Here is a 25,145-nt window from a genome sequence, read left to right on the forward strand (position 1 = left end):
GCGTCCCGGCGTCCCGGCGTCCCGGCGTCCCGGCGTCCGTGGCCTACCAGCGGTTCCGGTGCACAACCTCCGCGACCGGGCGGCGGCTCACCGGACCGAAGTTGCCGCGCGGCCACCCCACCGGGATGGCCGCGAAGGTGTTCATGTCCTCGGGAATGCCGAGGGCCGCCTTCCACTCCTCCTCCAGCATCAGGTGCCAGATGGTGATGTTGGCGGCCAGGCCCAGGCCCCGCGCGGCGAGCAGCAGGTTCTGCACGCCCGGGTAGACACAGGAACCCTCCGCGAGGGCGGAGAAGCGCTCCTGGATCCGTCCCATGCGCGCCGTCCCCTCGGCACCGAGCGCCTCGGCGTAGCGCTGCAGGCCCTCCTCCTCGATCCTCGGCTCCGGGAACCGGTAACAGGGGATGATCAGCGCCGGTGTCTCGGCGAAGTGGTCGCGCTGGTACTCGATGGCGGCGACCATGCGCCCGTACGCGGCCTCGTCCATGCCGGCGGGGGCGTACTTGCCGGTCGTGGCGAGGTACGCGTCCACGCATCGCTTCCACAGCGGCGCGAGCTCGGCCATGACCTCGGGGTCGGTGACGACGACGTACTCGTAGCGCTGCATGTTGCCGCCGCTGGGGCCCCAGACGGCCGCCTGTATCAGCCGGTCCAAAAGCTCGTCGGGCACCGGGTCGGGCTGGAGGCGCCGCATGGCCCGCATGGTGGACATGGTCGCGAAGAGGGCGGGTTCGGCGGCCTCGACGGCAGACGATTCGGGCAGGGTGGCTTCAGGGTTCATGGGCGGAGTCTAGAAACAGCACGCCCCGCCCCGAACACCCGGTCACCTCCGGGGCGTTGCTCCGGCCGGAATCACCCCGCACCACCGGGGCCGGGCCCGGACCGCGACCGAACCGCAGGCGGTCCGTACGCGCATCGGGGGTGCCCGATATCGCCGCACCGGACGCTCCTGACGCCCCTTCAGCCGGTCGGCAGAGGCGGGGCGGAGGCCGAGGGCGGAAAGCCGGAGGCGGAGGCGGGACGCCCCGCCGCCCTGCCGCATACAGCCCCACGCGTCACTCCTCGAAGCGGAGCTGCACGCAGCACGAAGGGCGCCGATCCCGTCATCCGTACGGCGGCGATTCACGCGTACGGGTGGCGGGATCGGCGCCCTCGGAAAGATGCGGGGACGACCGACCGGGGTCAGGGACCGGAGTCCGGGGCCGGGGTCAGGCCTTGACGTCGGCCTTGGCGTCCGGCTTGATCGTGATGTTGGAGCTGGTCGTGTCCTTCTTCTTGTGCGACTTGTCGCCGACCATCACCAGCCCGGCGATGACCAGGAAGAGCACGATCGGGGCCGCGACGTACAGCCCCAGCGTCTCGATCACGCTCAGGCCCGTGCCGGGGTCGTCGCCGTCGTCGCGGGTGAGCGCGAGCGCGGGGGACGTCATGAGCAGCATCATCAGCGTCGTACCGGCTGCCAGGGCGCCGGCGCGCAGGGCGTTCGTCTTGTCCACGGTGCCAACGTAGCGAACCGCCGTGGGGCCCGCGCGTCCGGGGTGGCGTACGGGACCCCGGTCACATCGGGTATGTCCCGGTGCGGCCAGGTTTGCCCTCAGGTCCAGCCCGGGGTGTCCGCGCCCCCCGGCCGGTCGGTGTGGGCGCGCACCACGTCGAGCAGGGCCCGCAGTCTCGGGGACGCCGTCAGGTCCTCCAGGGAGATCGGGCGGCCCTGCGCGTCGGCGATGGGCAGGCGCCAGTTCGGGTACTGGTCCCAGGTGCCGGGGAGGTTCTGCGGGCGCCGGTCGCCGACGCCGTCGGGGAGCCAGACGCCGATCATCCGGGCGGGGGTGCGCAGCAGGTAGCGGTGGACGGCCTGGACGCGTGCCTCCTCCTCCGTGGGGGCGGTGCCGTCCGTCTGCGCGAGAGCGGTGCCGCCCGTGCCGTGGCCGTGCAGCAGGCCGAGCCCGGTCAGCAGCTCCAGCCACTCCGCGGTGTCCGCGACGGCCTCCGCGTGCTCCTCTGTGAGGGGTCGGGTGAGCAGGCCGAGGCTGTCGCGGAGCTCGACGTGTTCGCCGGTGAGGCGGGACGCGGTGGGCGGGAGGTCGTGGGTGGTGACGGTGGCCAGGCAGTCGGCGCGCCAGGCCTCCGGCGGAAGGGGCCGTCGGTCGCCCTCCCAGTCCCGTTCGAACCAGAGCACCGACGTCCCGTACACCCCGCGTTCGCGCAGCGTCTCGCGTACGCCGGGCTCGACCGTGCCCAGGTCCTCGCCGATCACCACCGCCCCGGCGCGGGAGGCCTCCAGGACGAGGACGGCGAGCATCGCCTCGGCGTCGTAGCGGACGTACGTGCCCTCGGTGGGCGGCTGCCCCTGGGGCACCCACCAGAGCCGGAACAGGCCCATGACGTGGTCGATGCGCAGGGCGCCCGCATACCGGAACAGGGCCTGGAGCAGGGCGCGGAACGGCGCGTAGCCGCAGGCGGCGAGCCGGTCGGGGCGCCAGGGCGGCAGGCCCCAGTCCTGGCCGCGGGCGTTGAAGGCGTCCGGGGGCGCGCCGACCGACATGCCGGCGGCGAGGGTGTCCTGCTGCGCCCAGGCGTCGGAGCCTTCGGGGTGCACGCCGACCGCGAGGTCGTGGACGATGCCGAGCGGCATCCCGGCCTCGCGCGCGGCCCGCTGGGCGGCGGTGAGCTGGGTGTCGGTGAGCCAGGCCAGCCGGGAGTGGAAGTCGACGCGGGCCGCCAGTTCTCGGCGGGCGCGCGCGGTCCCGGGCGAGCGCGGGTCGCGCAGGGGGGCGGGCCAGGTGTGCCAGTCGGGGCCGTGCACCTCGGCGAGCGCGCACCAGGTGGCGTGGTCCTCCAGGGCCTGCCCCTGTTCGGCGAGGAAGTCGCGGTAGGCGGCGAGGCGGCCGGGGCCGAGCGGCACCTCGTTCACGACTGCTTCGAGTGCGGCCTTCTTGGTCGCCCAGACGGCGTCCCGGTCGATCAGGGCGCCCTTGTCCAGCACCGCCTCGCGCAGTTCCGCGGCCCGCCCGAGCAGGTCCTCCAGCGGGTTCCGCCGCAGGTCCCCTCCGGGGTTCCGCCGCCGGGCGCGGTCCTCCTCGGCTCCCGCGCCGCCCGCGCCCTCCGTCCCGCCTACGCCCTCGCCCTCCGAGCCGCCCGTTCCCTCCCTCACGTACGCGAACTCCGGTACGTCCTCGATCCGCAGGTGGACCGGGTCGGGGAAACGGCGGGAGGACGGCCGGTAGGGCGAGGGGTCGGTCGGGGTGCCGGGGACGGCCGCGTGCAGCGGGTTGATCTGGACGAATCCGGCGCCGAGAGTGCGGCCGGCCCAGGTGGCGAGTTCGCCGAGGTCGGCGAGGTCGCCCATGCCCCAGGAGCGGCGGGAGAGGAGCGAGTAGAGCTGGACGAGGAGCCCGTAGCAGCGGGCCGGGGGTGCGGGCAGCCGGGGTGGGGCGACGATCAGGTGGGCCTCGCCGGTGCGGCCGTCGGGCGCGGTGGCGGTCACCCGGTGGACGCCGGGCGGGAGGTCGTCGGCCGAGGCACGGATCTCGCCCTGCTCGGTGCGGACGAGCAGCCGGGTGCCCTCGGGGAGCGCGGCCAGGGCGGGCGGCGCGCCGGTGCCCCAGCCGACCACGGTGGGCGGCAGCAGCCGCTCGGCCCGCTCCCGTTCGCCGGTGGCGAGCGCGGCACGGACGGTCTCGGGTGTCCCCGCGTCCACGCCGAGGGCGGCCAGGGCGCGGATGACGGCGGTGGCAGAGGCGGCGACCGTACGGTCCGGGGAGGGGGCGTAGGAGGTGGCGACGCCATGGAGGGCGGCGAGCCGGGACAGATCCGCGGAGGGCCCGGGGGTCGGCTCCGGGCCGGAGGCCGGCGTGGAAACCCCGGGCGGCGGCTCGGAAGAGCCGGAAGGTGACCCAGAAGGTCCGGAGGGCGGCTCGGAAGCGCCGGAGGGCGATTCGGAAGTCGGCTCGGGGGGCGGCCCCGAAGACGGCTCGGGGAACGGCCCCGGAGGGCGGGAGGACGACGCGGAAGGCGGCTCGGCCGGTCCGGCGCCGGCCATCTAGGGCTCCGGGACGTACTGCGCCGGGAAGGAGTCGAGTCCACTGGTGTCCATGGCCGCGTCGGACTCGCTGGTCAGGTGGGCGGCGTCGGAGAGCGGGGGCTCACTGGTGAGGGGTTCGGCGTCGGGCAGCGGGGGCTCGCTGGTGAGCGGGACTCCCGCGCAGGGGCCCTCCGCACTGAAGACGCAGGCGTACATGCCTTCGGCTTCGACGCTGTGCGGGCCGTCGAGGTCGGCGGACGGATCCGCCTCGGGTTTGGACATGGGCGGGGCCAGGACGAACGCCGGTGCAGCAGCCACTGAGGGCCTCCTCGTCGAGAACAATCGAAAACAATCGAATCAAGCGGGATCAAGCGGATCGGCAGGAAACTTTGCGCACGAATGTGCCTGTCGGCGGGGTTCCTCGCAGCCCCTACCCAGTGGACGCGAAGACAGACACCTCAATTCGGGGAACGTGTCCCTGCTCACATTGTGTTCCCGTTCCCGCATCCCGCATGCGGGCAAACCCGCCACAACGGCCACTCTGATTGACACGCCCGAAGCGCGATGATGGGCTCCTGATCTGTCACGGAATGGTTTCTGTCTCCTTGGGAGGGGCCTTGCAGCTGCGGCGTGGGAAGAGGGCGGCGGCCCTCGCGTTCGTCGTCGTCGCCGGGACGTTGGGCGCCGTGCCCGTCTCCGCGGCGGCCCCCTCCGTTCCCGGGACGACCACGTCCCCCGTGCCCGACCGGGTCGAGGCGGACCTGGCCGTCTGGCCCCGCCCCCAGTCCCTGCGGGCGAACGGCGCCCCGGTCGCGGTGACCGACGAGGTTGTCCTGCACACCGACGCGTCGGCCGATCCCCACGCCGTCGAGGCCCTGCGCGCGCTGCTGCGGGAGGCCGGCGCGCGCCGGTTCACCGCCCCCGGCGACAAGGCGCCCGAGGGGGCGCTCGTGGTGCGGATGGGCGCGGACCGGCCTGCGGGCTCCCCCCAGTCCCCTCGGCCGGACCTCCACGCCCTCCCCTCCGGCGGTTACGCCCTGACCGTCGGCAAGGAGACCGTCGCGCTCACCGGTGCGGGCGAGGACGGCCTGTTCCACGCCGTCCAGACGCTGCGTCAGCTCCTGCGCCCCGACAACACCTTCGCGGCCGCCGTCGTACGCGACTGGCCGGGCACCGCCGTGCGCGGGATCACCGAGGGCTTCTACGGCACCCCGTGGACGCACCGGCAGCGGCTGGAACAGCTGGACTTCATGGGCCGCACCAAGCAGAACCGGTTCCTGTACGCGCCCGGCGACGACCTCCACCGGCAGGCCCGCTGGCGCGAGCCGTACCCGGACCGGCAGCGCGCGGAGTTCCGGGAGCTGGCGGAACGGGCCCGGAGCAACCACGTCACGCTCGGCTGGGCGGTGGCCCCGGGCCAGGCGATGTGCTTCGCCTCGGGCGAGGACCTGCGCGCGCTGACCCGCAAACTGGACGCGATGTGGGCGCTGGGTTTCCGCACCTTCCAGCTGCAGTTCCAGGACGTCAGCTACAGCGAGTGGCACTGCGGGGAGGACGCGAAGCGCTTCGGCTCCGGCCCCGACGCCGCCGCCCGCGCCCAGGCACATGTGGCGAACGCGGTGGCCCGGCACCTGGCGGACCGTCATCCCGCTTCCACAGCCCTCTCGTTGATGCCGACCGAGTACTACGAGGACGGGTCGACCGCGTACCGGCGGGCCCTCTCGCACGCCCTGGACTCCGGGGTGGAGGTGGCGTGGACCGGGGTCGGAGTGGTGCCGAGCACCATTACGGGCGGTGACCTGGCCGAGGCGCGGAGGGTGTTCGCGCGCCCGCTGGTGACCATGGACAACTACCCGGTCAACGACTTCGCCCCCGGCCGGATCTTCCTCGGCCCCTACCAGGGCCGCGAGCCCGCCGTGGCCGCCGGTTCGGCCGCCCTGCTCGCGAACGCGATGGAGCAGCCCGAGGCGTCCCGCATTCCCCTGTTCACGGCCGCCGACTTCGCCTGGAACCCGCGCGACTACCGCCCCCAGGAGTCCTGGCGGGCCGCGATCAAGGACCTCGCGGGCGGCGACCCCGTCCTGGGCGAGGCACTGTCCGCGCTGGCGGGCAACGCCGCGTCCTCGGTCCTCGGCGCCGAGGAGTCGGCGTATCTGCGGCCGCTGCTGAAGGAGTTCTGGCGGACCCGCGCGGACGCCGGTGGCGACGAGGGCCGCGCGGCCGAGAAGCGGCTGCGCGCCGCCTTCACGGTGCTGCGCGAGCTGCCCGGGACCCTGGCCGGCAACCCGCGCACCGCCTCGCTCGCCGACGAGGCCGCCCCCTGGACCGGGCAGCTGGCCCGCTACGGTGAGGCCGGCCTCACCGCACTGGACATGCTGCGCGCGCAGGAGTCCGACGACGCGGGTGCCGCCTGGACCGCCTACCGGGAGCTGGCCGAACGGCGGACGCTGCTGAAGCCCGCCCGGGTGACGGTCGGCAAGGGCGTCCTGGACCCGTTCCTGAACCGGGCCCGGGACGCGTACGAGACCTGGGCGGGCATCGGCCGCAAGGCGACCGCCGGCTCCGGCGGCCGGTCGGACGACGGCGTGCTCCAGCTGCCGCGGGTCCGGGACCTGAGCACGGTGACGGTGCTGACCGAGCCCGGCACCACGGGGACGGTCGAGATCCACGCGCCGGGCGCGGGCTGGCGCCGTCTGGGCGCGCTGACCGCGTCCGGCGCCACGGAGCTGCGGGTGGACGGTCCGGCCGGCGCCGTCCGCGTCACTGGCGCGGACGCCTCCCGGGTACGGCACGTGGTGCCGTGGTTCACGGACGAGCCCACCGCCTCGCTGAAGCTGCCGGACGGCCCCGCGGACACCGACATCGGCGGCACCCGGCGGCTCACGGCCACGCTCGAGTCGCTGCGGCCCGAGCAGGTGCGCGGCAAGGTGAGCGTCGAGGCGCCGAAGGGCGTGAAGGTACGGGTTCCGAAGGGCGACCTGACCGTTCCGCGCGGCACGCCCGTGGAGGTGCCCGTCGAGGTGACGGTGGAACCGGGGACGCCGACCCGGTCGTACGAGGTGCGGCTCGGCTTCGGCGAGGTGACCCGGACGCTGACGGTCAACGCCGTCCCGCGCATCGCCGGGACCGACCTGGCCCGCACCGGCACGGCGAGCTCCTCGGCCGACGAGACGCCCGACTTCCCCGCCTCGGCGGCGAACGACGGCAATCCCGAGACACGCTGGTCGTCACCCGTCGAGGACGACGCCTTCTGGCAGGTCGAGCTGGAACGCCCGGTGCGGCTCGGGAAGGTCGCGCTGCACTGGCAGGACGCGCACCCGTCGGCGTACCGCGTCGAGGTCTCGGCGGACGGCCACGACTGGCGTACGGCGGTGTCGGTGGCGGACAGCGGCGGCGGTCGGGAGACGCTCCGCATGGACGAACCCGACGTCCGCCACGTCCGCGTCCAGGGCGAGAGGCGCGCCACCGAGTGGGGCTATTCCCTGTGGTCGGTGGAGGCGTACGCGGTCGCGGACTGACAGTCGGGGGCGTCGCGCGCTGCACCCCGGCCGGACCTTCGCGTTCCACCGGCTGACGGGAAGCACGCCGGGAGGGTGCTGCTCGGCGGGCCATGGGCAGTGGGCAGTGACGTGCCGCATCAGGCCGAACGGGCGCCGTTCGGCCTGATGCACACCGGCTTTCGGGGTGTTCGTTCAGGCGGCGTTGCCGTGCGGAGTGAGGTTGATGTTCAGGTCGGCGTCGAGGGCACGGGCCAGCCGTCGGAGAAGGGGGATGGTGGGGACGGTGCCGCCGCCTTCGATGCGGGAGATCTGAGGTTGCTTCATGCCGCAGCGCTCGGCGAGTTCGGTCTGGGACAGGCCGAGGGCGGTGCGCCGGTCGTAGACCATCTGGCCGAGGTCATGGGCCAGTTCGGCCTCTTCGTAGAGGCGGTCGTACTCGGGGTTGTCCTCAGCCGCCTCGCTCAGGAGCTTGCGGTGGCGGCGGGTCTGCCACTCGGCGTGGTTCATCGCGGTTCCTCCTTGATATCGCGGTGGTAGACGGTGTGTTCGGCGGCCGGTTCGTGGCGGGCCTCGCAAGCGGCCTGGGCGGCGTGGGCGCGTTCCACTTCCGCCGTCTCGCGCATCTTGGTCTTGCGGAACACCGTCAGGAGCACGATGCGGCGGTGGGACGCGATCCAGTAGGTGATGCGTTGGGCGTTGCCATCGAGGTCGAAGCGCAGTTCGCGGAGCTTGCCGCCGAGATGGCGGGTATAGGGCTCGCCGAGCGTAGTGGCGTTCTCGGCGAGCCGGTCGACCTTCTGCTCGACGGTGATGTACTGGCGGGCCGGGATGTTCTCCAGCCAGAGGCGCACCTCGGGCTCGATCTCGACCGTGTACCGCTCACCGTTCACCGTTCACCGTTCATAACTTCGATGATATATGACATGAGTGCTATGGGCCTGTGACGGCGAGCACGACCGGCAGGCCATCCGGCCGGGGCCGGCCGAACATCGCTCTGCCGGACATCGGGACGCTGAAAAATCCCTTCGACACTCACTATTCACTCAGTACATGTACTTGGTCCATACTGATCGACATGAGCACCCGCCACGTCCTGCTGGGCCTGCTCGCCTCGGGGCCGAGCCATGGCTACGACCTCAAGCGACGCCACGACGAACGATTCCCCGAGGCCCGCCCCCTCGCCTACGGGCAGGTCTACACGACCCTGCAACGTCTGGTCCGCGACGGCCTCGCCGAGGTCGACGGCACCGAGTCGGACGGCGGTCCGGAGCGGACCGCCTACCGCACGACGGACGAGGGAACGCGTGAACTCTCCCGCTGGGCCGGGGAGATCGCCCCGCCCGCCCCCTTCGTGACGAACGAGATCTTCGCCAAGGTCGTGGTGTCGATCCTGTCCGGCGGCGACCCGGCCGCGTATCTACGCGCCCAACGCGCCGCCCACATGGGGCGGATGCGGGAACTCACCGCGGTGAAGTCCGCGGCCGGGGCCGGACTGGCGACCGTGCTCTCGACGGACTACGCCCTCAACCACCTGGATGCCGACCTCCGTTGGATGACCACCACGGCGGACCGGCTCACCACTCTGACCGCGGAGGTCGACGCAGCATGAGCAACCGGAGCAAAGGAAGCGGCCCGGGCGAGGGTCGCGACGGGAGCCCCACGGGTGCCGGCGCCGGCACCGGCGGAGCCTCCGGCAGCGGCCCCGCACAACCGCTGCTCGCGGCCCGCGGCCTGGTCAAGGCGCACGGAAAGACGCTCGCCCTGCGCGACGCCTCCGTGGAGCTGCGCGCCGGGGAGATCCTGGCGGTGACCGGCCCCAGCGGCAGCGGCAAGTCGACGCTGCTGCACTGCCTGGCCGGCATCGTCCGCCCGGACGCCGGCTCGGTGACGTACGACGGGCAGCGGCTGGAGGAACTGCCGGAGAAGCGGCTGAGCGAGCTGCGCCGTACCGACTTCGGGGTGGTGTTCCAGTTCGGGCAGCTCGTACCGGAGCTGACCGCGCTCGACAACGTGGCGCTGCCGCTGATGCTGGCCGGTACCGGACGGACGCAGGCGCGCGAGCGGGCCGGGGAGTGGCTGGAGCGGTTCGGGGTGCGCGGGCAGGCGGAGTTGCGGCCGGGCGAGATGAGCGGCGGGCAGGCACAGCGGGCCGCACTGGCGCGGGCCCTGGTCACCGGCCCGAGGGTGGTCTTCGCGGACGAGCCGACCGGCGCCCTGGACTCACTGGCCGGTGAGCAGGTGATGACGGCACTGGCGCACACGGCCCGGGAGGCCGGTACGGCGGTGCTGCTGATCACGCACGACGCCCGGGTGGCCGCGTACGCCGACCGCGAGGCGCAGTTGTGCGACGGGACGCTGACGCCGTTGGAGGTGGCCGCGTGAACGCCGCCGCCTCTCCAGGTACGCATCCCTCCCCCGCCCTGCGCTCCGACCTGCGGCTGGCCTGGCTGCTCACCCACGGTTCGGACCGGCGGGAGTGGTGGCGGGTCACGCTCACCGCGACCGGCGCGGCGCTGGCCACCGGGTTCGCGCTCGCGGCCGGTGTCCTGCTGTCGCTGGGGGTCCGCAGGACCGGCACGTCCGTCGCCGAAGGGCTGGTGGACGAGCCGGGGACGCGCGCCGGGGTGATCCTCGGTCTGCTGCTCCTGCTGGTCCCGGTGCTGGGGTTCCTCGGGCAGTGCGCCCGTGTCGGCGCCGTGCACCGGGACCGGCGGCTGGCCGGGCTGCGGCTGGCCGGGGCGACGCCCTGGCAGGTGCGGCGGATCGCCGCGCTGGAGACGGGTCTTGCCTGCCTGCTCGGCTCGGCGGTCGCGACCGTCGTCTCGGTCCTGCTCCTGCTGGGCCTGGAGTCCCGGCCGGACGTCCTCGCCTGGGTGGTGGTCGCGCTGGTCGCCCTCGCGGTACCCGCACTGGGCGCGGCGGTGGGCGCGCTGGCCCTGCGCCGGGTGGTGGCCTCACCACTCGGCCGGGTACGCCGGGTGACGGAGATCCGTTCGGCCCGCGGTCCCGGCCGGCTGTTCCTGGGCGGGGCGGTGCTGGTGGTCGCGGTGGGCGTGGTGTCCGCGCTGGCGGGCCGCACCTCGGCCGGCGGGGCGAACTGGGCGTTCCTGGTGACGGTGTTCGCCGCGCTGCTCGCGGTCGGCGCGGGCGCGGTGTGGCTGGCCGGGGCCTCCTCCCGGCTGATCGGGCGGGTGCTCGCGGGCCGGGCCCGGTCGGCGACGGTCCTGATCGCGGCGGAGCGGCTGCGTGCCGACCCGTGGGCGGCGTCCCGTACGCATGCGGCCGTGCTGCTGGTGACGGTCGTCGGCACCGGGTTCATGGGAGTACGCCACGCGTTCCTCGCGGTACTGCACCGCGACCGGGAGACCTTGGGCGCCTCCACGTCGTACTACACGACAGGCCTGAACCTGACCGCCGCGGCGATCACGGTGGCGGTACTGATCACCCTGAGCGGCCTCGCCGTCGGCACCGCCGAGTCGCTGGCCACCCGTCGGCGGGGACTGGCCGCGCAGACGGCCGCCGGTGTCCCGCGCTCGGTACTGAACCGGGCGCTGCTCCTGGAGACCGCGCTGCCCCTGGCCCCGGCCCTGCTCCTCGCGGGCATCGGCGGCATGGCGTTCGGTGTCGGCTACAGCACCCTGACGGCCACGTCCCTCCCGTGGACCGCCCTGCTGGTCCCCCCGGCCGCCTACGCGGCCTGCCTCCTGGCCTCGGCCACGGCCCTCCCCCTGCTGCGCCGCTCGGCCGACCCGTCCCAACTGCGTTACGCCTGACCGGCCGGCGCGACGGCCACGCCCCGACGCCGGGGGGACGGGGGTTCACCGGAGACGGGGCGTGGCCGCCGTGCCGTCACGCCCGGACGGATACGAACCGGGATGAACCGGTCGGGCGGAGATGCCGTCCACTCCGAGACGGCACTTCCCGGCAGACCCACAGGAGGTCGACCCGGCGACGCGGTGAATTCCGCCCCTGTCACCGTGGTCTACGGCCACCGCACCACTGGCCACGAACTGCCGCAACATGACGGTCCGTCGGTCCACTGCATTCAAAAGGCGGTCCTTGAACAGCGGCGACAGCGGACTACCGCTGCAGCAACAGCCGGCTTCACCTCGTTACGCCTGGCGAGAAAGCCTCAAAAAGATGGCTGGATTCCGACTGAACCAAGCTTAAAGCTCTAAAGGAAGAGCTCCCGGTGCGGTAGACACATCGCCCCTCCCGTCCGATCCCCGAACCTCAAGATCTCCGTCTGCAGCACCGGTATCCTACGGACCATGAATCTCGGACCACTCGAACCCAAGATAGGCGACCTTGTCGTCGCAGTTGCATGCTTCTCCTTAGTCTTCGGCCTTTTTGCGAAGGTCATCCTCCCGCGCATCCGCAAGACGCTGGAGGAGCGCGAGGATGCCATCGAGGGCAACATCGAGCGCGCCGAAGCCGCTCGGATTGAAGCTGAGCGCATCCACGACGAGTACAAGAACGAGCTTGCCGAAGCCTACCGGGAATTCGCCCATATCCGGCAAGAAGCAAGGGAACAGGGCGCCCAAATCATCGCAGCCGCCCGAGAGGAGGGCGCTCGTCAGCGTGATTCCCTTGTCGCAGCGGCGCACTCTCAGCTCGAAGTCGACCGAGCCTTGGCAGCCGCCGCACTCAACGAGAGTGTGCGCCTGCTTGCAGTCGAACTGGCGGGCCGAATCGTTGGTGAGCCTCTCGACGATTTCGCTGACAACAGCGAAATCATCGACCGCTACTTCGATGAGCTGGAAGCCGGCTCGTCAGTGAAGTAAGCGACGAGCCAGGCCCCTCGAAGGCCGAAAACGCATGGCAATCGACAGAGACCCCCAGGTAGTCCTTTCGGTACTGGGTCCTCTACCGTGCTCACCGATTGGCAGCACCCTTCACCACTCGGCGGCGCTTGGGTTTCGGCGAGATGTCACCGCACGCGTGTTCAAGCGCTCGCTCGCTGCAACGAAACCTGATGTCAGCAGGTGAGAGCGCCCGCATGCCGACTGCAGAGCCGGTTTCCGCCCTGCTGGAGGTCCTGATGAGTACGGCCGCTCCTGAAGACTTCAGCCACTACCCGCAGCCGAAACCACGCCTGTCAGCCGATGAGTTGCCGGCGGCGAAGAGCACCCAGCCGATCCGCTCCCTGGACGACCTCGCCGCCGACACGTTCAAGTCGGACGAGGGACTGGAGGAGTTCCTCGCGTTCACGTACGCCGAGCGTCACCGAGACGCGGCCTGACCCTGTCCCCCCGCCCATGGCGCCGGGGCCGCCCCGGGCCACACGCACGCGAAGGCCCGGGGCGGGCCGGTCAGGCGGAGATGCCGTCCATGCGGGACAGGCCGTCGATGCGGGCCATCGCGTCGTCCGCGCCGTAGGGCTGGAGGTAGGGGAGCCAGCACGGGTCGCGGTGGCCGGTGCCGATGATGCGCCAGGCCAGGCCGGAGGGCGGGGCCGGTTTGTGGCGCAGCCGCCAGCCCAGTTCGAACAGGTGACGGTCGGCCTTCACGTGGTTGCAGCGGCGGCAGGACGCCACCACGTTGTCCCAGACGTGTTTGCCCCCGCGGCTGCGCGGGATGACGTGGTCGACGCTGGTTGCGACGCCACCGCAGTACATGCACCGGCCCCCGTCGCGGGCGAAGAGCGCGCGGCGGGTGAGTGGAACGGGCCCCCGGTAGGGGACCCGCACGAATCGCTTGAGCCGGACCACGCTGGGTGCGGGGACTGTGACGGTCGCGCTGTGCAGGTAGGCGCCGGACTCCTCGAGGCATACGGCCTTGCTCTCGAGGACGAGGACGAGCGCGCGGCGGAGCGGTACGACGCCGAGCGGCTCGTACGACGCGTTGAGAACCAGGACATGCGGCACGGATGCCTCCTTGTACGCCGGCGGCGCGTGGCTCGCGCCGGGACGATCCGTAGTCAGTCTCCCCTCATGCCTGGTCGTCGCGCCACCATGTACCGGTAACGGGCTGAGAGTGTTTTCGACCACACGCGGTACGGACGCGGTACGGAGGCAGCCCTGACGCGGTCCGGCTTCCGAGGCCACGACCCGTCCGGGCCGGGGTGACGGCCGGGGCGGGCCCGGGTGAGGGCCGTCTCTTCTTCACTCATCGTGCGGGTCCACCCGCAATGCCCCGTTAGTGTGGTGACTCTGCCCGCACCGGTGACCTTTTCGTGACCTTGCAGCCCTCGAAGACCTTGCAGACCTTGACCGCGCGCCGGGGGCAGACCGTGCCACCTGGAGGTACCCGCCGTGTCCCTGTCCGCCGTCCCCCTGGCCGAGGAGCCGTCCCCGACCCCCTCGGATTCCGGGACCCCGATGGTGCCCACGCTCAAGGACGCCCACGAGAGCGCCACCAACGCCGCCGGCTGGGTGGAGGAGAACTGGTCCACCTGGCTCGCGATCGGGCTCAGGGTGCTGCTCATCGTGGTGATAGCCGCCGTGCTGAGAGTGTTCGTGCGGCGGGCGATCACCAAGCTCATCGACCGGATGTCCCGGACCGGCCAGGCCGTGGACGGCACCGGGATCGGCGGGCTCCTGGTCAACTCCGAGCGGCGGCGCCAGCGCTCGCAGGCGATCGGCTCGGTGCTGCGCTCGGTCGCGTCGTTCCTGATCCTGGGCACGGCCGCGCTGATGGTCCTGGGCACCTTCCAGATCAACCTGGCCCCGCTGCTGGCCTCGGCCGGTGTCGCCGGTGTGGCGATCGGTTTCGGCGCCCGCAACCTGGTGACGGACTTCCTCTCCGGCGTGTTCATGATCCTCGAGGACCAGTACGGCGTCGGCGACACCGTCGACGCGGGCGTCGCCACCGGCGAGGTCATCGAGGTCGGCCTGCGGGTGACCAAGCTGCGCGGCGCCGACGGCGAGATCTGGTACGTGCGCAACGGCGAGGTCAAGCGCATCGGGAACCTCTCCCAGGGCTGGGCGACCGCCAACGTCGACGTGACCGTCCGCGCGGACGAGGACCTGGACCACGTCAAGGCCACCCTCGTCGCCGTCGCCGAGAGGATGGGCAAGGAGGATCCCTGGAACGAGCTCCTGTGGAGCCCCATCGAGATCCTCGGCCTCGACTCCGTCCTGCTGGACTCGATGGTGGTCCGCGTCTCGGCGAAGACCATGCCCGGCAAGTCCCTGACCGTGGAGCGCGAGCTGCGCTGGCGCATCAAGCGCGCCTTCGACGCGGCCGGCATCCGTATCGTCGGGGGCGCCACCGCCCCGGTGGAGATGGAGGGCCCCGACCCGGCGGCGTCCGTCGCGCCCCCGTCCGCGTACGCGAGCAGCATCTCGCCGCAGTCCATCGCGGCGTCCCCGCTGACCCCGCCGCCGAGCACGAAGAAGTAGACAGAAGCAAGAGGGAGCGAGCGGCCGGCGGCACGGCGGAGGACGCAGTGCGCCGAGCAGTGCTCCAAGAGGGCGGTACCCGGGAGTCCCGGGTACCGCCCTCTTCCGTGTCCCGGCCACTCCCCCTCTTGACGCTCCCTCCGCCTTGATCTACTTTCCTCCCTTCTCCTCCCCTCCCCTCCCCTCCCCTCCCTCCCCTCCCCTCCCCTCCCTCCCCTCCCTCCCTCTCCGTCCGACAGGAAGCCTTCCTGAAGGGAAGCCCTCGTCCAGCCGCGGCGGGCCTGCGTCCGACCGCCCCGGGACACCGCTCCGCGCGCCCCCGAAAGGGCCGAAAGGGTTGCTTTCATGAAACTCACCGTGGTCGGCGGGGGTTCGACCTACACGCCCGAACTCGTCGACGGCTTCGCCCGGTTGCGGGACAGCCTGCCGGTCGAGGAGCTGGTGCTGGTCGATCCGGCGGCGGACCGGCTGGAGTTGGTGGGCGGTCTGGCCCGCCGGATCTTCGCCCGTCAGGGGCACGGCGGGCGGATCGTCACCACGTCGGACCTGGACGCGGCCGTGGACGGCACCGACGCGGTGCTGCTCCAGCTGCGGGTGGGCGGGCAGGCGGCCAGGCAGCGGGACGAGACCTGGCCGCTGGAGTGCGGTTGCGTCGGCCAGGAGACGACCGGTGCCGGTGGCCTGGCCAAGGCGCTGCGCACGGTCCCGGTGGTGCTCGACATCGCCGAGCGGGTCCGGCGCGCCAACCCGGACGCCTGGATCATCGACTTCACCAACCCCGTCGGCATCGTCACCCGGGCGCTGCTGGAAGCCGGGCACCGGGCGGTGGGGCTGTGCAACGTCGCCATCGGACTCCAGCGGAAGTTCGCCGTACACCTCGGCGTCGACCCCGCCGGGCTGCACCTCGACCACGTGGGCCTGAACCATCTCACCTGGGAGACCGCGGTGCGCCGGGGCGGCCCCGGGGGCGAGGACGTCCTGCCCGAACTGCTGCGAGGCCACGGCGACGCGATCGCCGCCGACCTCCGGCTGCCCCGCGCCGTCCTGGACCGGCTGGGCGTGGTCCCCTCGTACTACCTGCGGTACTACTACGCGCACGACGAGGTCGTACGGGAGCTGCGCACCAAGCCGTCCCGGGCCGCCGAGGTGGCCGGCATGGAGCGCCGGCTGCTCGCCCTCTACGCCGACCCCGCCCTCGACGAGAAACCGGCGCTGCTGGCCGAGCGCGGCGGCGCCTACTACTCCGAGGCGGCCGTGGACCTGGCGGCGGCCCTGCTGCGCGGTGCCGGCAGCCCGTACCAGGTGGTGAACACGCGCAACGGCTCCACGCTGCCGTTCCTCCCCGAGGACGCGGTGATCGAGGTGCAGGCGGCCGTGGGCACCGAGGGAGCGAGCCCACTGCCCGTTCCGCGCGTGGACCCCCTCTTCGCGGGCCTGATGGCGAACGTCACCGCCTACGAGGACCTGGCGCTCGACGCGGCCCTGCGCGGCGGCCGCGAGCGGGTCTTCCGCGCCCTGCTCGCCCATCCCCTGATCGGCCAGTACGAGTACGCCGAGAAGCTCACCGACCAGCTCGTCGCACACAACCGGGAGCACCTCACGTGGACCTGACCCCGGACCTGCCCCCGGGCCTGACGGCCGGCGTGGCCCCGGACCTGACCCCGGACCTGACCGCGGGCGTCCTCGCCGTCGACGCCGGCAACAGCAAGACGGACGTCGCCGTGGTCGCCCACGACGGCGAGGTCCTGGCCACCGCCCGGGGCGGGGGGTTCCGGCCGCCGACGGTCGGTGTGGAGACCGCCGTGGACGCGCTGGCGCGGGCCGTCACCACCGCGTTCACCGCCGCCGGTGTCTCCCGCGTCGCGCATGTCTCGGCCTGCCTGGCCAACGCGGACCTCCCCATCGAGGAGGAGCGGCTGACGGCGGCTCTGGCGGCACGCGGCTGGGGCGAGACCGTGGAGGTCCGCAACGACACCTTCGCCGTCCTGCGCGCCGGGGCCACCGAGCCCCGCGGGGTGGCCGTCGTGTGCGGGGCGGGCATCAACTGCGTCGGCATGCGCCCGGACGGCCGCACCGCGCGCTTCCCGGCGCTCGGCCGCGTCTCCGGCGACTGGGGCGGCGGTTGGGCCCTGGCGGAGGAGGCCCTGTGGCACGCGGCCCGCGCCGAGGACGGCCGCGGTCCCGCCACCGCCCTCGCCGGCACCCTCCCGGCACACTTCGGCCTCCCGGACATGCCGGCCCTCATCGAGGCCCTGCACCTGGAGCGCCTCCCGCCCCGGCGCCGTCACGAACTGGCACCGGTGCTCTTCGCCACAGCGGCCGACGGCGATCCGGTCTCGGGCGCGATCGTCGACCGCCAGGCCGACGAGGTGGCGTCGATGGCGGTCGTGGCACTGACCCGCCTGGACCTGCTCGCCGAGGAGACACCCGTCCTGCTGGGCGGCAGCGTCCTGGCCGCCCGGCATCCCCGGCTGGACAACCGGATCCGCGCCCTGCTCGCCGAGCGCGCGCCCAAGGCCGTCCCCCGGGTCGTCACCGCCGCCCCGGTCCTGGGCGCGGCCCTCCTGGGCCTGGACCGCCTGGCGGCCCCACCGAGCGCCCAGGCCCGGCTGCGGGCCCATTACGGGCAGGCGTAGGAAAACCTGCCGGGGCGGGGCGGGGCGGGGCGAGCGGGGAGCGGGGTATGGGGGAACGGGTGCTCGCTCCCCCGAGGGGCACGCGCTGCCGGCTGCTCCCGCTCTCACCCGCCGAACAGGCCCAGAAAACCGGGCGGGCGGTCGGTCGGGTGCCCGAGTGGACGGGTGGGTGGTCGGACAGATGAGCGGGCGGATGACAGGAAGGGCGGGCGGTCGGGTGCTCGAGTAAACGGGCGGTTGGGCGAGCGGTCGGGCAGGGGCTCGAGTGGACGGTTGAGCGGGCGGGTGCCCGAGTGGACGGTTGGGTGGCCGGACAGGTGGACGGGCGGGCGGTCGGGTGCCCGAGTGGGCGGGTGGGTGGTCGGACAGGTGAGCGGGCGGATGACAGGACGAGGGCCGGAAACGGGTCCGGGGCTCCGGTGAACCCGCCGGGCAGCTCTCGGCCCCGGATCTCCGGATGCCCGCGAACTCCGCCCGGAACCAACCGGATTCCCCCGGCGTGTTCGTGGGCAGGGGGTGGTGCGGGGAGTGCGCTCCGGGGTCGTCCGGGGCTCGCTCGTGGGCCGGAATTCCCGGTGACCGTACGGCCGTCGGATCAAGATCGCGCCAAGGCCGGTGCATATGTCGGTTCCTGCGGCGATACTTGCGGGGACGAATGACCACGGGGGAGGTCAAGTGACCCACACGCCGAGCGGCGGCGCGGCACCGCCGGGCGCGCCCGCGACTCCCGCCATGCCCGCCATGCCCGCCATGCCGCCGCGGTCCGGGCCGGGCGGCGTCCCGGCCCCGCGGCAGGCCTCCGGCTACCCGCGACTCCCGGCGTCCCGGCAGCCGGAGGCGCCCCGGCGCACGGCGTTCGTCGAGGGGGCCGTCCGGCTGCGCGAGGCCGCCGCCACCGAACCCGGCCGTCTCAGGGTCATCGGCGCGGTCCTCGCCGCCCTCGTCATCGCCTTCGGCACGGTCGCCTCCTGGCAGATGGCCGAGCGGGCCGCGGCGGCGGACGACGTCCTCACCCGCAGCCAGCCGCTCGCCTCGGACGCCGCCGACATCTACCGTTCCCTCGCGGACGCCAACACCGCCGCCTCCAGCGGCTTCCTGGCCGGGGGCCAGGAGACAGCCGCCTCCCGGAAACGGTACGAGAAGGGCATCCGTACCGCCGCCGCCAAACTCGTCAACGCCGCGGCCAACTCCGACCCGGGCTCCTCGTCGACGGTGACGATCACCAGACTCAACCGGCTGCTGCCCGAGTACAAGGGCCTGGTGGAGCGCGCCCGTACCTACAACCGGCAGGGCTATCCGGTGGGCGGCGCCTATCTGCGGTACGCGAACGAGAAGATGCAGGAGGAGATGCTTCCCGCGGCGGAGAAGCTCTACCAGAAGGAGACCGAGCGCCTCGACGCCGACTACGCGGACGCGACCCCCTACCCGTGGGCCGCGATCGCGCTCGGCGCGGTCGCCCTCGCCGCGCTCGCCTGGGTCCAGCGCCGTACGTACCTGCGGACCCACCGGGTGCTCAACCACGGCCTGGTCGCGGCCACCGCCGCGGCGGCGGTCGTGCTGCTCTGGCTGGTCGTCGGCCACAGTCTCGCCCGCTCGGGGCTGAACGGCTCCTACGCCCACGGCGTCCGCTCGCTCGGCGTGCTGCACGAGGCCCGTATCGCCTCCCTGAAGGCACGCGGCAACGAGAACCTGACGCTGGTGGCCCGCGGCGCCGAGACGACGAAGGTCGGCGACAAGGCGTACGACGCCTATGACTACGACTTCCAGCACGACATGGAAGCCCTTGACAAGGGCCTCGCCCGGGCCGGCGAACTCGCGGACGACAGCAGCGGCGAGAAGCCGGTGGCCGCCGCCGTGAGCAACATGACGGAGTGGAAGAAGCGCCACGCGGCCGCCCGCGAGGAGGACGGGAACGGCAACTACCAGAAGGCGCTGGACCTGGTGATCGGCGGCAAGGGCGCGACCGGCGAGTGCTTCGACGGCGTCGACGAGAACCTGGCCTCGGCGCTGACGCACGAGAGGCGCGAGTTCGAGGAGGCGGCCACCGGCGGCCGGGACGCGCTGACGGGCCTCCCGCAGGGCGCCGCGGGCCTCGCCGTGCTGGGTGCGGCGGGCGCGGCGCTGGGTATCGGCCGCAGGCTGTCGGAGTACCGGTGATCGGAGAACCGATGACCGGAGAACCGGTGAAGGGTGAAGCGGAAGGGGGCGTGATGAGGAACGTACGACGTCTGCGGGCCGGCCTGCGGGGCTGGGGCGGGGTGGGCGCGATGGCCACCCTCTGCGCGCTCGCGCTGATCTTCGCGCTGGTGCTGACCCGCACCGGGTCCTCCCCCGGGCCCGGCAAGGAGCCGAGGACCGCCGGACAGGGCGTGACGGACGCCATGGACGCGAAGGCGGCCGAGGAGTGCGACGATCCCGAGAAGCAGACCCTGACCCCCTCCGACACCGACGGCCAGGTCATCGACGCGATCAAGGCCCGCCCGGACGAGAAGCGGAAGCTGATCGTCGGCATCGACCAGAACAGCTACGGCTGGGGCTACCGCGACCCCAACAGCGGGGGCGGCACCCGGCTCGAGGGCTTCGACATCGACCTGGCGCACCGCATCGCCGAGGACATACTCGGCGACCGGGACGCGGTCCAGTTCAAGGCGATCCCCACCGACCAGCGCATCCAGGCGATCCAGGACGGCCGGGTCGACATGATCGTCCGCACCATGACGATCAACTGCGAGCGCCTGGAGGACGTGGCGTTCTCCGCCCCGTACTTCACCACGGGACAGCAGGTCCTGGCCCCGAAGATCTCCCCGGTCCAGGGGTACGGTCCCACGCTCGCGGGCCGGAAGATCTGCACGGCGGCGGGCTCCACCGCGTACACGAACCTGGAGGCGGACAAGGCGAGGGGCGCCCTCCCCCGGTCGGCCGACATCCGCACCACCGTCCCCAACCAGCTCGACTGCCTGGTACGGCTGCAGCTCGGCGAGGTCGACGCGGTCGTCACCGACGCCGCGCTCGCCGGCGGCCAGGCCGCGCAGGACCCGACGGTGGAACTCAAGGGCGACTCCTTCACGACCGAGTACTACGGCGTGGCGATGAAGGACGACGCGGACGACCTGGTCCGCCGGGTCAACCAGGTCCTGGTGGACTTCGGCGAGGACACCGCGAACGGATGGCAGGCCTCGTACGAGCGTTGGCTGTCGAAGACACTGGGCAGTGATCCGGGCAGTTCCGAACCACCGGCACCGGAGTACCTGCGCGTGAGCTGACTCACCGTCGGCCCACCGCGCGGGCAGAGAGACGAGCACAGGACAACGCACGAACGTCGACGTACGAACGTCAACGACCGAACGTCGACAGCCGAACGTCGACGACCGACCCGCAGCGAGAGGTGATCGATGGGCGACACGGATCCCACCGGGCCGGTGATGGACCGGGACGAGGTGGACCGTGCGCTCGCGCGGCTCGGCGCGGAGCACGAGGCGGTCGAGACCTCGCTCCTCGCCCTGCAGGACCACGCGGGCCGCAGACTCCTGGAGGGTGCCCGTCTCACCGGCCGTACCGAGGAGCGCTGGCAGGCCACCGAGGCCTCGATCACGCTGCTGTGGACGTACTTCGACGCGTACTCCGGCGCGTTGCGCACCGCCCGCGAGATCCGCGCCCGGCGCCGCTGGTCCAGCCGTGAGGACCTGGTGGAGCTGACGGAGCTGCTGCGCGGCGAGTGCGTCACGGTCGCGGGCTCGTCCACCGCGAACGCGAACGCGCCGACGCCCCACGGCCGCGCGGGCCGCCTCAGCGAGCGCTACTCGCTGGCCTCGCTGGTCGAGTTGATGAACGAGCTGTACGCGTCCTCGCTGGACATGGTCGTCGCCTCGGACGCGGTGTGGTCGGCGCTGCCCGCGCGGATAGATCTCCTGGCCGCCGAGCTCCAGCGCACCCGCAGACTCGCCCACCCCGTAGGGGTCCGTCCCGGCGAGCACCCGGCGGGCGACGACCTGGAGCGGATCACCCGCACCCTGACCCGGCTGCGCGAACAGGTGATCTCCGACCCGCTGGCCTTCTGGAAGCCCCTGGAGGGCAGTTCGGCGCCGGGTGGCGGCCGGCCGGACACGACGGTGTACGACCGCGAGGCGCGCGCCCTGGAGGAGGTGCGCCGCGAGATCGACGCGGTGCTCGCGGTCCGCCAGGACTCCGAGCAGCGGATCGTGCGGCTGCGGGACGTCCTCTCGCGCGCCGACCGCACACTCGCCGAGGCGCGCACGGCGCGCGGCGAGGTGCTCGCGAAGATCGCCGCGACGGAGGTGCCGGCCGTCAGCGGCCCGCCGACCGTGCTGCAGGAACAGCTGGCGGCGGCCGCCGAGTACCGCAGGCACGCCCAGTGGCACCGGCTGTCCCCGCTCCTGGAGTCCCTTGAGCAGAAGGCGGAGGACGAACTGGTGCGCGCCCGCGAGTCGTTGACCGCGGTCACCGCCCCGCTGGCGATCCGCGCCGAGCTGCGCGGCCGGCTCGACGCGTACAAGGCGAAGGTCGCCCGGCACGGCCTCGCGGAGGACACCGTGCTGGCCGAGCGGTACGAGAAGGCGCGCCGCATGCTGTGGAGCGCGCCCTGCGATCTGCGGGTCGCCGGGGATGCGGTGCTGCGCTACCAGCACGCCGCCGCCGAACTCCTCGGCACGGTGCCGCACCGGGTGCCCGGCCAGGCCGGCCCGCCCGGGCAGTCCGGTCGGGGCGCGCCCGAGGAGCGTGGGGGGCCGACGCATGAGTGACAAGGGGGAGGCAGGCGCATGAGTCAGGCGGAGAACCGGACGCACCACCAGGGCCGGCCCCAGGGACAGCCCGACGGTGGTTCCGGGGAGCTGAACAGGCCCCGGGAGCAGAGCGGGAACGGGGAGCGGAACGGGACCCAGGAACAGAGCGGGAACGGGGAGCAGCAGGCGCAGGCGTCGCAGGCCGCCGCCACGGCGTCCCGTGCCTGTCAGCGTCCCGGCTGCGAGGGCGCCTACGAGGACGTCGGCGGCGGCGAACTGTACTGCGACACCTGCGGGCTCGCCCCGGTCGTGTCACCGACCGGGGAGGTCGGCTCGGCCCCGACCGGCGTCACCGTCGGCGGCCGGGAATCGCGTGGTTCGCACGGCTCACGGGGTTCCCGCGGCTCCGGCGGCTCCGGCGGCAGTGCCCGTACCGGCAGCCGCGGTTCGCGTACGTCGTCCCAGCCGTCGCAGTCGGCGAAATCGCGGCGCTCGGTGTCCGGGCGGCTTTCCCGTTCGCTCCCGGGCGGCGGCGCCGACCGCTCGGTGTCGGTGCGCAGCTCCGGGTCCGCCGGCGGCTCCTCCGGCCGGGGCCGGCTGGGCGCGGGGCTGGTCCAGGTCCCGCCGATCCCGCGGCCCGACCCGCGCGCGATGGTGCTGGACAACCCCGAGGTGCCGGAGCGGAAGCGGTTCTGCTCCCGCTCGGACTGCGGCGCCCAGGTGGGCCGCGCGCGGGCGGGCGGGGCGGGCCGTACGGAGGGGTTCTGCACCAAGTGCGGCCACCCGTACTCGTTCGTCCCGAAGCTGCGGGCCGGTGACGTGGTGCACGGCCAGTACGAGGTGGTCGGCTGTCTGGCGCACGGCGGCCTGGGCTGGATCTATCTCGCCGTGGACCGGGCGGTCTCGGACCGCTGGGTGGTCCTCAAGGGCCTGCTGGACACGGGCGACCAGGACGCGATGGAGGCGGCGATCTCCGAGCGGCGCTTCCTCGCGGAGATCGAGCACGCCAACATCGTGCGGATCTACAACTTCGTGGAGCACCTCGACCAGCGCACCGGTTCGCTGGACGGCTACATCGTCATGGAGTACGTCGGCGGCAAGGCCCTCAAGGAGATCGCCAACGGCCGCCGCGCACCGGACGGCAGGCGGGACCCGCTGCCGGTGGAGCAGGCGTGCGCGTACGGCATCGAGGCACTCGAGGCGCTGGGGCACCTGCACTCCCGCAACCTGCTGTACTGCGACTTCAAGGTCGACAACGCGATACAGACCGAGGACGAGCTCAAGCTGATCGACATGGGCGCGGTACGCCGGGCGGACGACGACGAGTCGGCCATCTACGGCACGGTCGGCTACCAGGCCCCGGAGGTCGCCGAGGTCGGCCCGTCGGTCGCCTCCGACCTGTACACGGTCGCCCGGACGCTCGCCGTCCTCACCTTCGACTTCCAGGGCTACACGAACGTCTACGTGGACTCGCTGCCCGACCCGGACCACATCGACGTCTTCCGGCAGTACGAGTCGTTCTACCGGCTGCTGGTCCGCGCCACCGATCCCGACCCGGACCGCCGGTTCGCCTCCGCGCAGGAGATGGCCGAGCAGCTCACCGGCGTCCTGCGCGAGGTCGTCTCGCTCCAGTCGGGCCGCGCCCGCCCCGCCCTGTCGACCCTGTTCGGTCCGGAGCTGCGGGTGACGGACACCGAGCTGTTCCCGGCGTCGTACGGCGACGTGTCCCGGCTGGGGGCGCGCGTGATGCCCCGAAGAGGGCCGGGACGCGGACGGCCCACCCCGGTCACACGGCTCACGCGGCTCACACGGCCCGAGCAGCTCCCCGAAGGCGGGGGCGGCGCCGCAACGGGCGGACAGCCCGGCACCTCGGGCACCTCCGTACCCCCGGGCGCCCCCTCGGGTGCCGCCCCGGGCCTCGTCAAGTCCGTCGACACCCCCGCGGCGGCTCTCACGCTGCCCGTCCCACTCATCGACCCGGCCGACCCCAACGCCGGCTTCCTCGCGGGGCTGCTGGCGTCCGCGCCCGCGGAGCTGGTCCACGCCCTGGCCGCGGCGCCCACGCCGTCGACCGAAACCCGGCTGCGGCAGGTGCGTGCCTGGCTGGAGACCGGCGAGCCGGAGCCCGCGCTGGCCGTGCTGCGCACCCTGGAGGAGCGGGAACCCGACGACTGGCGGGTGGTCTGGTACCGCGGGGTCGCCGCCCTGGTCACCGGCGACCACGAGGGCGCCGCGCTCGCCTTCGACGCGGTCTACGACGCCTTCCCGGGCGAGATCGCGCCGAAGCTGGCGCTCGGCCTGTGCGCCGAGGTACTGGGCCAGCTCGACAACGCCGCCGAGTACTACCGCCTGGTGTGGTCGACCGACCCGAGCCATGTGAGCGCGGCGTTCGGCCTGGCCCGGGTACGGCTGGCCACCGGTGACCGGAGCGGCGCCGTACGGACGCTGGTGTCGGTGCCGGAGTCGTCGATCCACTGCACGGCCGCGCGGGTGGCGTCCGTACGCGCCCGGCTGCGGGGGCGGACCCCGGTCGCGGGCGACGTACCGTTCCTCGACGACCTGAGTGCCGCGGCGGACCAGGTCGAGGCCTTGGAGTCGTACGGTCTGGATCCGGCGCGCCGGGAGCAGTTGGCGGCCGAGGTCCTCGGTTGCGCGCTCGACTGGGTACTCTCCGGGGGCCAGGGTTCCGTTCCGCTTCCGCTTCCGGCTCCGCCGGGACGGGGGCAGCGGAACGCCGCCGGGGAAAGGACACTGCTCGGCAGCGGACTGGACGAGCGGAACCTGCGCTTCGGACTCGAGCGCTCGTACCGCACGCTGGCCCGGCTGGCGCGGAGCGGTGAGGAGAGGATCGACCTGGTGGAACGTGCCAACCGTTACCGCCCCCGGACGTGGGTGTAGTT

General features: G+C 73.0%; 20 protein-coding genes. 13 read left to right on the forward strand and 7 right to left on the reverse strand.

The genetic code is table 11. The annotated features are described in order from the left end of the window. Nucleotides 1-43: 43 nt before the first annotated feature. From V4Y04_RS12320 to V4Y04_RS12335, 4 genes are all read right to left on the reverse strand, one after another. Nucleotides 44-781 (reverse strand): nitroreductase family protein, encoded by a 738-nt coding sequence (locus V4Y04_RS12320; protein WP_332427686.1) that lies wholly within the window; start codon nt 779-781, stop codon nt 44-46. A 427-nt stretch (nt 782-1,208) separates the two neighbouring features. Then, nucleotides 1,209-1,496, reverse strand: coding sequence for a hypothetical protein (locus V4Y04_RS12325; RefSeq protein WP_332427688.1), 288 nt, complete (start codon nt 1,494-1,496; stop codon nt 1,209-1,211). 98 nt (nt 1,497-1,594) lie between these two features. After that, the gene (gene malQ, locus V4Y04_RS12330) at nt 1,595-3,811 is read right to left on the reverse strand and encodes a 4-alpha-glucanotransferase (RefSeq protein ID WP_332432808.1); all 2,217 of its coding nucleotides are present in this window, start codon (nt 3,809-3,811) and stop codon (nt 1,595-1,597) included. A 231-nt stretch (nt 3,812-4,042) separates the two neighbouring features. After that, a complete protein-coding gene (locus V4Y04_RS12335) occupies nt 4,043-4,306 on the reverse strand; it encodes a hypothetical protein (RefSeq protein ID WP_332432809.1) in 264 nt (87 codons plus the stop codon). A gap of 335 nt (nt 4,307-4,641) precedes the next feature. On the opposite strand from V4Y04_RS12335, the gene V4Y04_RS12340 reads away from it, so the two are divergent. Next, nucleotides 4,642-7,542, forward strand: coding sequence for a beta-N-acetylglucosaminidase domain-containing protein (locus tag V4Y04_RS12340; RefSeq protein ID WP_332427689.1), 2,901 nt, complete (start codon nt 4,642-4,644; stop codon nt 7,540-7,542). Between the two features lie 174 nt (nt 7,543-7,716). Here the strand turns inward: V4Y04_RS12340 and V4Y04_RS12345 are convergent, their stop codons facing one another. Then, nucleotides 7,717-8,031 carry a helix-turn-helix domain-containing protein gene (locus tag V4Y04_RS12345; RefSeq protein WP_332427690.1) on the reverse strand — a complete coding sequence of 105 codons (315 nt, stop codon included), beginning with the start codon at nt 8,029-8,031 and terminating at the stop codon, nt 7,717-7,719. Beyond that, nucleotides 8,028-8,414: a type II toxin-antitoxin system RelE/ParE family toxin gene (locus V4Y04_RS12350; RefSeq protein ID WP_332427692.1), complete on the reverse strand. Its 387-nt coding sequence runs from the start codon at nt 8,412-8,414 to the stop codon at nt 8,028-8,030. The genes V4Y04_RS12345 and V4Y04_RS12350 overlap by 4 nt, the downstream gene beginning before the upstream one ends. A gap of 185 nt (nt 8,415-8,599) precedes the next feature. On the opposite strand from V4Y04_RS12350, the gene V4Y04_RS12355 reads away from it, so the two are divergent. The 5 genes from V4Y04_RS12355 to V4Y04_RS12375 all read left to right on the forward strand — a co-directional run bounded on the left by V4Y04_RS12355 (nt 8,600) and on the right by V4Y04_RS12375 (nt 12,766). Beyond that, nucleotides 8,600-9,133, forward strand: coding sequence for a PadR family transcriptional regulator (locus tag V4Y04_RS12355; protein ID WP_332427694.1), 534 nt, complete (start codon nt 8,600-8,602; stop codon nt 9,131-9,133). Continuing rightward, a complete protein-coding gene (locus V4Y04_RS12360; RefSeq protein WP_332427696.1) occupies nt 9,130-9,906 on the forward strand; it encodes an ABC transporter ATP-binding protein in 777 nt (258 codons plus the stop codon). Before V4Y04_RS12355 ends, V4Y04_RS12360 begins: the two co-directional genes overlap by 4 nt. Next, on the forward strand, nt 9,903-11,297 hold the full coding sequence (locus V4Y04_RS12365; RefSeq protein WP_332427697.1) for an FtsX-like permease family protein: 1,395 nt from the start codon (nt 9,903-9,905) through the stop codon (nt 11,295-11,297). The genes V4Y04_RS12360 and V4Y04_RS12365 overlap by 4 nt, the downstream gene beginning before the upstream one ends. A 498-nt stretch (nt 11,298-11,795) precedes the next feature. Continuing rightward, on the forward strand, nt 11,796-12,308 hold the full coding sequence (locus V4Y04_RS12370) for a F0F1 ATP synthase subunit B (RefSeq protein WP_332427698.1): 513 nt from the start codon (nt 11,796-11,798) through the stop codon (nt 12,306-12,308). A gap of 215 nt (nt 12,309-12,523) precedes the next feature. Further along, nucleotides 12,524-12,766 (forward strand): hypothetical protein, encoded by a 243-nt coding sequence (locus V4Y04_RS12375; RefSeq protein WP_332427699.1) that lies wholly within the window; start codon nt 12,524-12,526, stop codon nt 12,764-12,766. Between the two features lie 70 nt (nt 12,767-12,836). Here V4Y04_RS12375 and V4Y04_RS12380 read toward each other — a convergent pair whose 3' ends face one another. Continuing rightward, a complete protein-coding gene (locus V4Y04_RS12380) occupies nt 12,837-13,391 on the reverse strand; it encodes an HNH endonuclease (protein ID WP_332427701.1) in 555 nt (184 codons plus the stop codon). 387 nt (nt 13,392-13,778) lie between these two features. Here V4Y04_RS12380 and V4Y04_RS12385 point away from each other — a divergent pair, with 387 nt between their 5' ends. From V4Y04_RS12385 to V4Y04_RS12415, 7 genes are all read left to right on the forward strand, one after another. Next, nucleotides 13,779-14,867, forward strand: a complete 1,089-nt coding sequence (locus V4Y04_RS12385; RefSeq protein ID WP_332427702.1) for a mechanosensitive ion channel family protein — start codon at nt 13,779-13,781, stop codon at nt 14,865-14,867. Between the two features lie 345 nt (nt 14,868-15,212). Continuing rightward, on the forward strand, nt 15,213-16,478 hold the full coding sequence (locus V4Y04_RS12390; protein ID WP_332427704.1) for a 6-phospho-beta-glucosidase: 1,266 nt from the start codon (nt 15,213-15,215) through the stop codon (nt 16,476-16,478). A gap of 56 nt (nt 16,479-16,534) precedes the next feature. Next, on the forward strand, nt 16,535-17,503 hold the full coding sequence (locus V4Y04_RS12395; RefSeq protein WP_332432810.1) for an N-acetylglucosamine kinase: 969 nt from the start codon (nt 16,535-16,537) through the stop codon (nt 17,501-17,503). A 675-nt stretch (nt 17,504-18,178) separates the two neighbouring features. Then, complete coding sequence (locus V4Y04_RS12400; protein WP_332427705.1) at nt 18,179-19,660, forward strand: hypothetical protein; 1,482 nt, start codon at nt 18,179-18,181, stop codon at nt 19,658-19,660. 53 nt (nt 19,661-19,713) lie between these two features. After that, complete coding sequence (locus tag V4Y04_RS12405) at nt 19,714-20,766, forward strand: glutamate ABC transporter substrate-binding protein (protein WP_332427706.1); 1,053 nt, start codon at nt 19,714-19,716, stop codon at nt 20,764-20,766. A gap of 129 nt (nt 20,767-20,895) precedes the next feature. Then, nucleotides 20,896-22,263: a hypothetical protein gene (locus V4Y04_RS12410; protein ID WP_332427708.1), complete on the forward strand. Its 1,368-nt coding sequence runs from the start codon at nt 20,896-20,898 to the stop codon at nt 22,261-22,263. An 18-nt stretch (nt 22,264-22,281) separates the two neighbouring features. Then, nucleotides 22,282-25,143 (forward strand): serine/threonine-protein kinase, encoded by a 2,862-nt coding sequence (locus tag V4Y04_RS12415; protein ID WP_332427710.1) that lies wholly within the window; start codon nt 22,282-22,284, stop codon nt 25,141-25,143. Nucleotides 25,144-25,145: the final 2 nt, after the last annotated feature.

This window comes from Streptomyces sp. P9-A2, assembly GCF_036634175.1.
Lineage (GTDB): Bacteria > Actinomycetota > Actinomycetes > Streptomycetales > Streptomycetaceae > Streptomyces > Streptomyces pratens.

What these genes read in the sequence shown, in the direction of transcription:
- V4Y04_RS12320 (WP_332427686.1), bottom strand. Translation starts at nt 781, where the DNA reads ATGAACCCTGAAGCCACCCTGCCCGAATCGTCTGCCGTCGAGGCCGCC.
- V4Y04_RS12335 (WP_332432809.1), bottom strand. Translation starts at nt 4,306, where the DNA reads ATGTCCAAACCCGAGGCGGATCCGTCCGCCGACCTCGACGGCCCGCAC.
- V4Y04_RS12345 (WP_332427690.1), bottom strand. Translation starts at nt 8,031, where the DNA reads ATGAACCACGCCGAGTGGCAGACCCGCCGCCACCGCAAGCTCCTGAGC.
- V4Y04_RS12355 (WP_332427694.1), top strand. Translation starts at nt 8,600, where the DNA reads ATGAGCACCCGCCACGTCCTGCTGGGCCTGCTCGCCTCGGGGCCGAGC.
- V4Y04_RS12360 (WP_332427696.1), top strand. Translation starts at nt 9,130, where the DNA reads ATGAGCAACCGGAGCAAAGGAAGCGGCCCGGGCGAGGGTCGCGACGGG.
- V4Y04_RS12370 (WP_332427698.1), top strand. Translation starts at nt 11,796, where the DNA reads ATGAATCTCGGACCACTCGAACCCAAGATAGGCGACCTTGTCGTCGCA.
- V4Y04_RS12375 (WP_332427699.1), top strand. Translation starts at nt 12,524, where the DNA reads ATGCCGACTGCAGAGCCGGTTTCCGCCCTGCTGGAGGTCCTGATGAGT.
- V4Y04_RS12390 (WP_332427704.1), top strand. Translation starts at nt 15,213, where the DNA reads ATGAAACTCACCGTGGTCGGCGGGGGTTCGACCTACACGCCCGAACTC.
- V4Y04_RS12405 (WP_332427706.1), top strand. Translation starts at nt 19,714, where the DNA reads ATGAGGAACGTACGACGTCTGCGGGCCGGCCTGCGGGGCTGGGGCGGG.
- V4Y04_RS12410 (WP_332427708.1), top strand. Translation starts at nt 20,896, where the DNA reads ATGGGCGACACGGATCCCACCGGGCCGGTGATGGACCGGGACGAGGTG.
- V4Y04_RS12415 (WP_332427710.1), top strand. Translation starts at nt 22,282, where the DNA reads ATGAGTCAGGCGGAGAACCGGACGCACCACCAGGGCCGGCCCCAGGGA.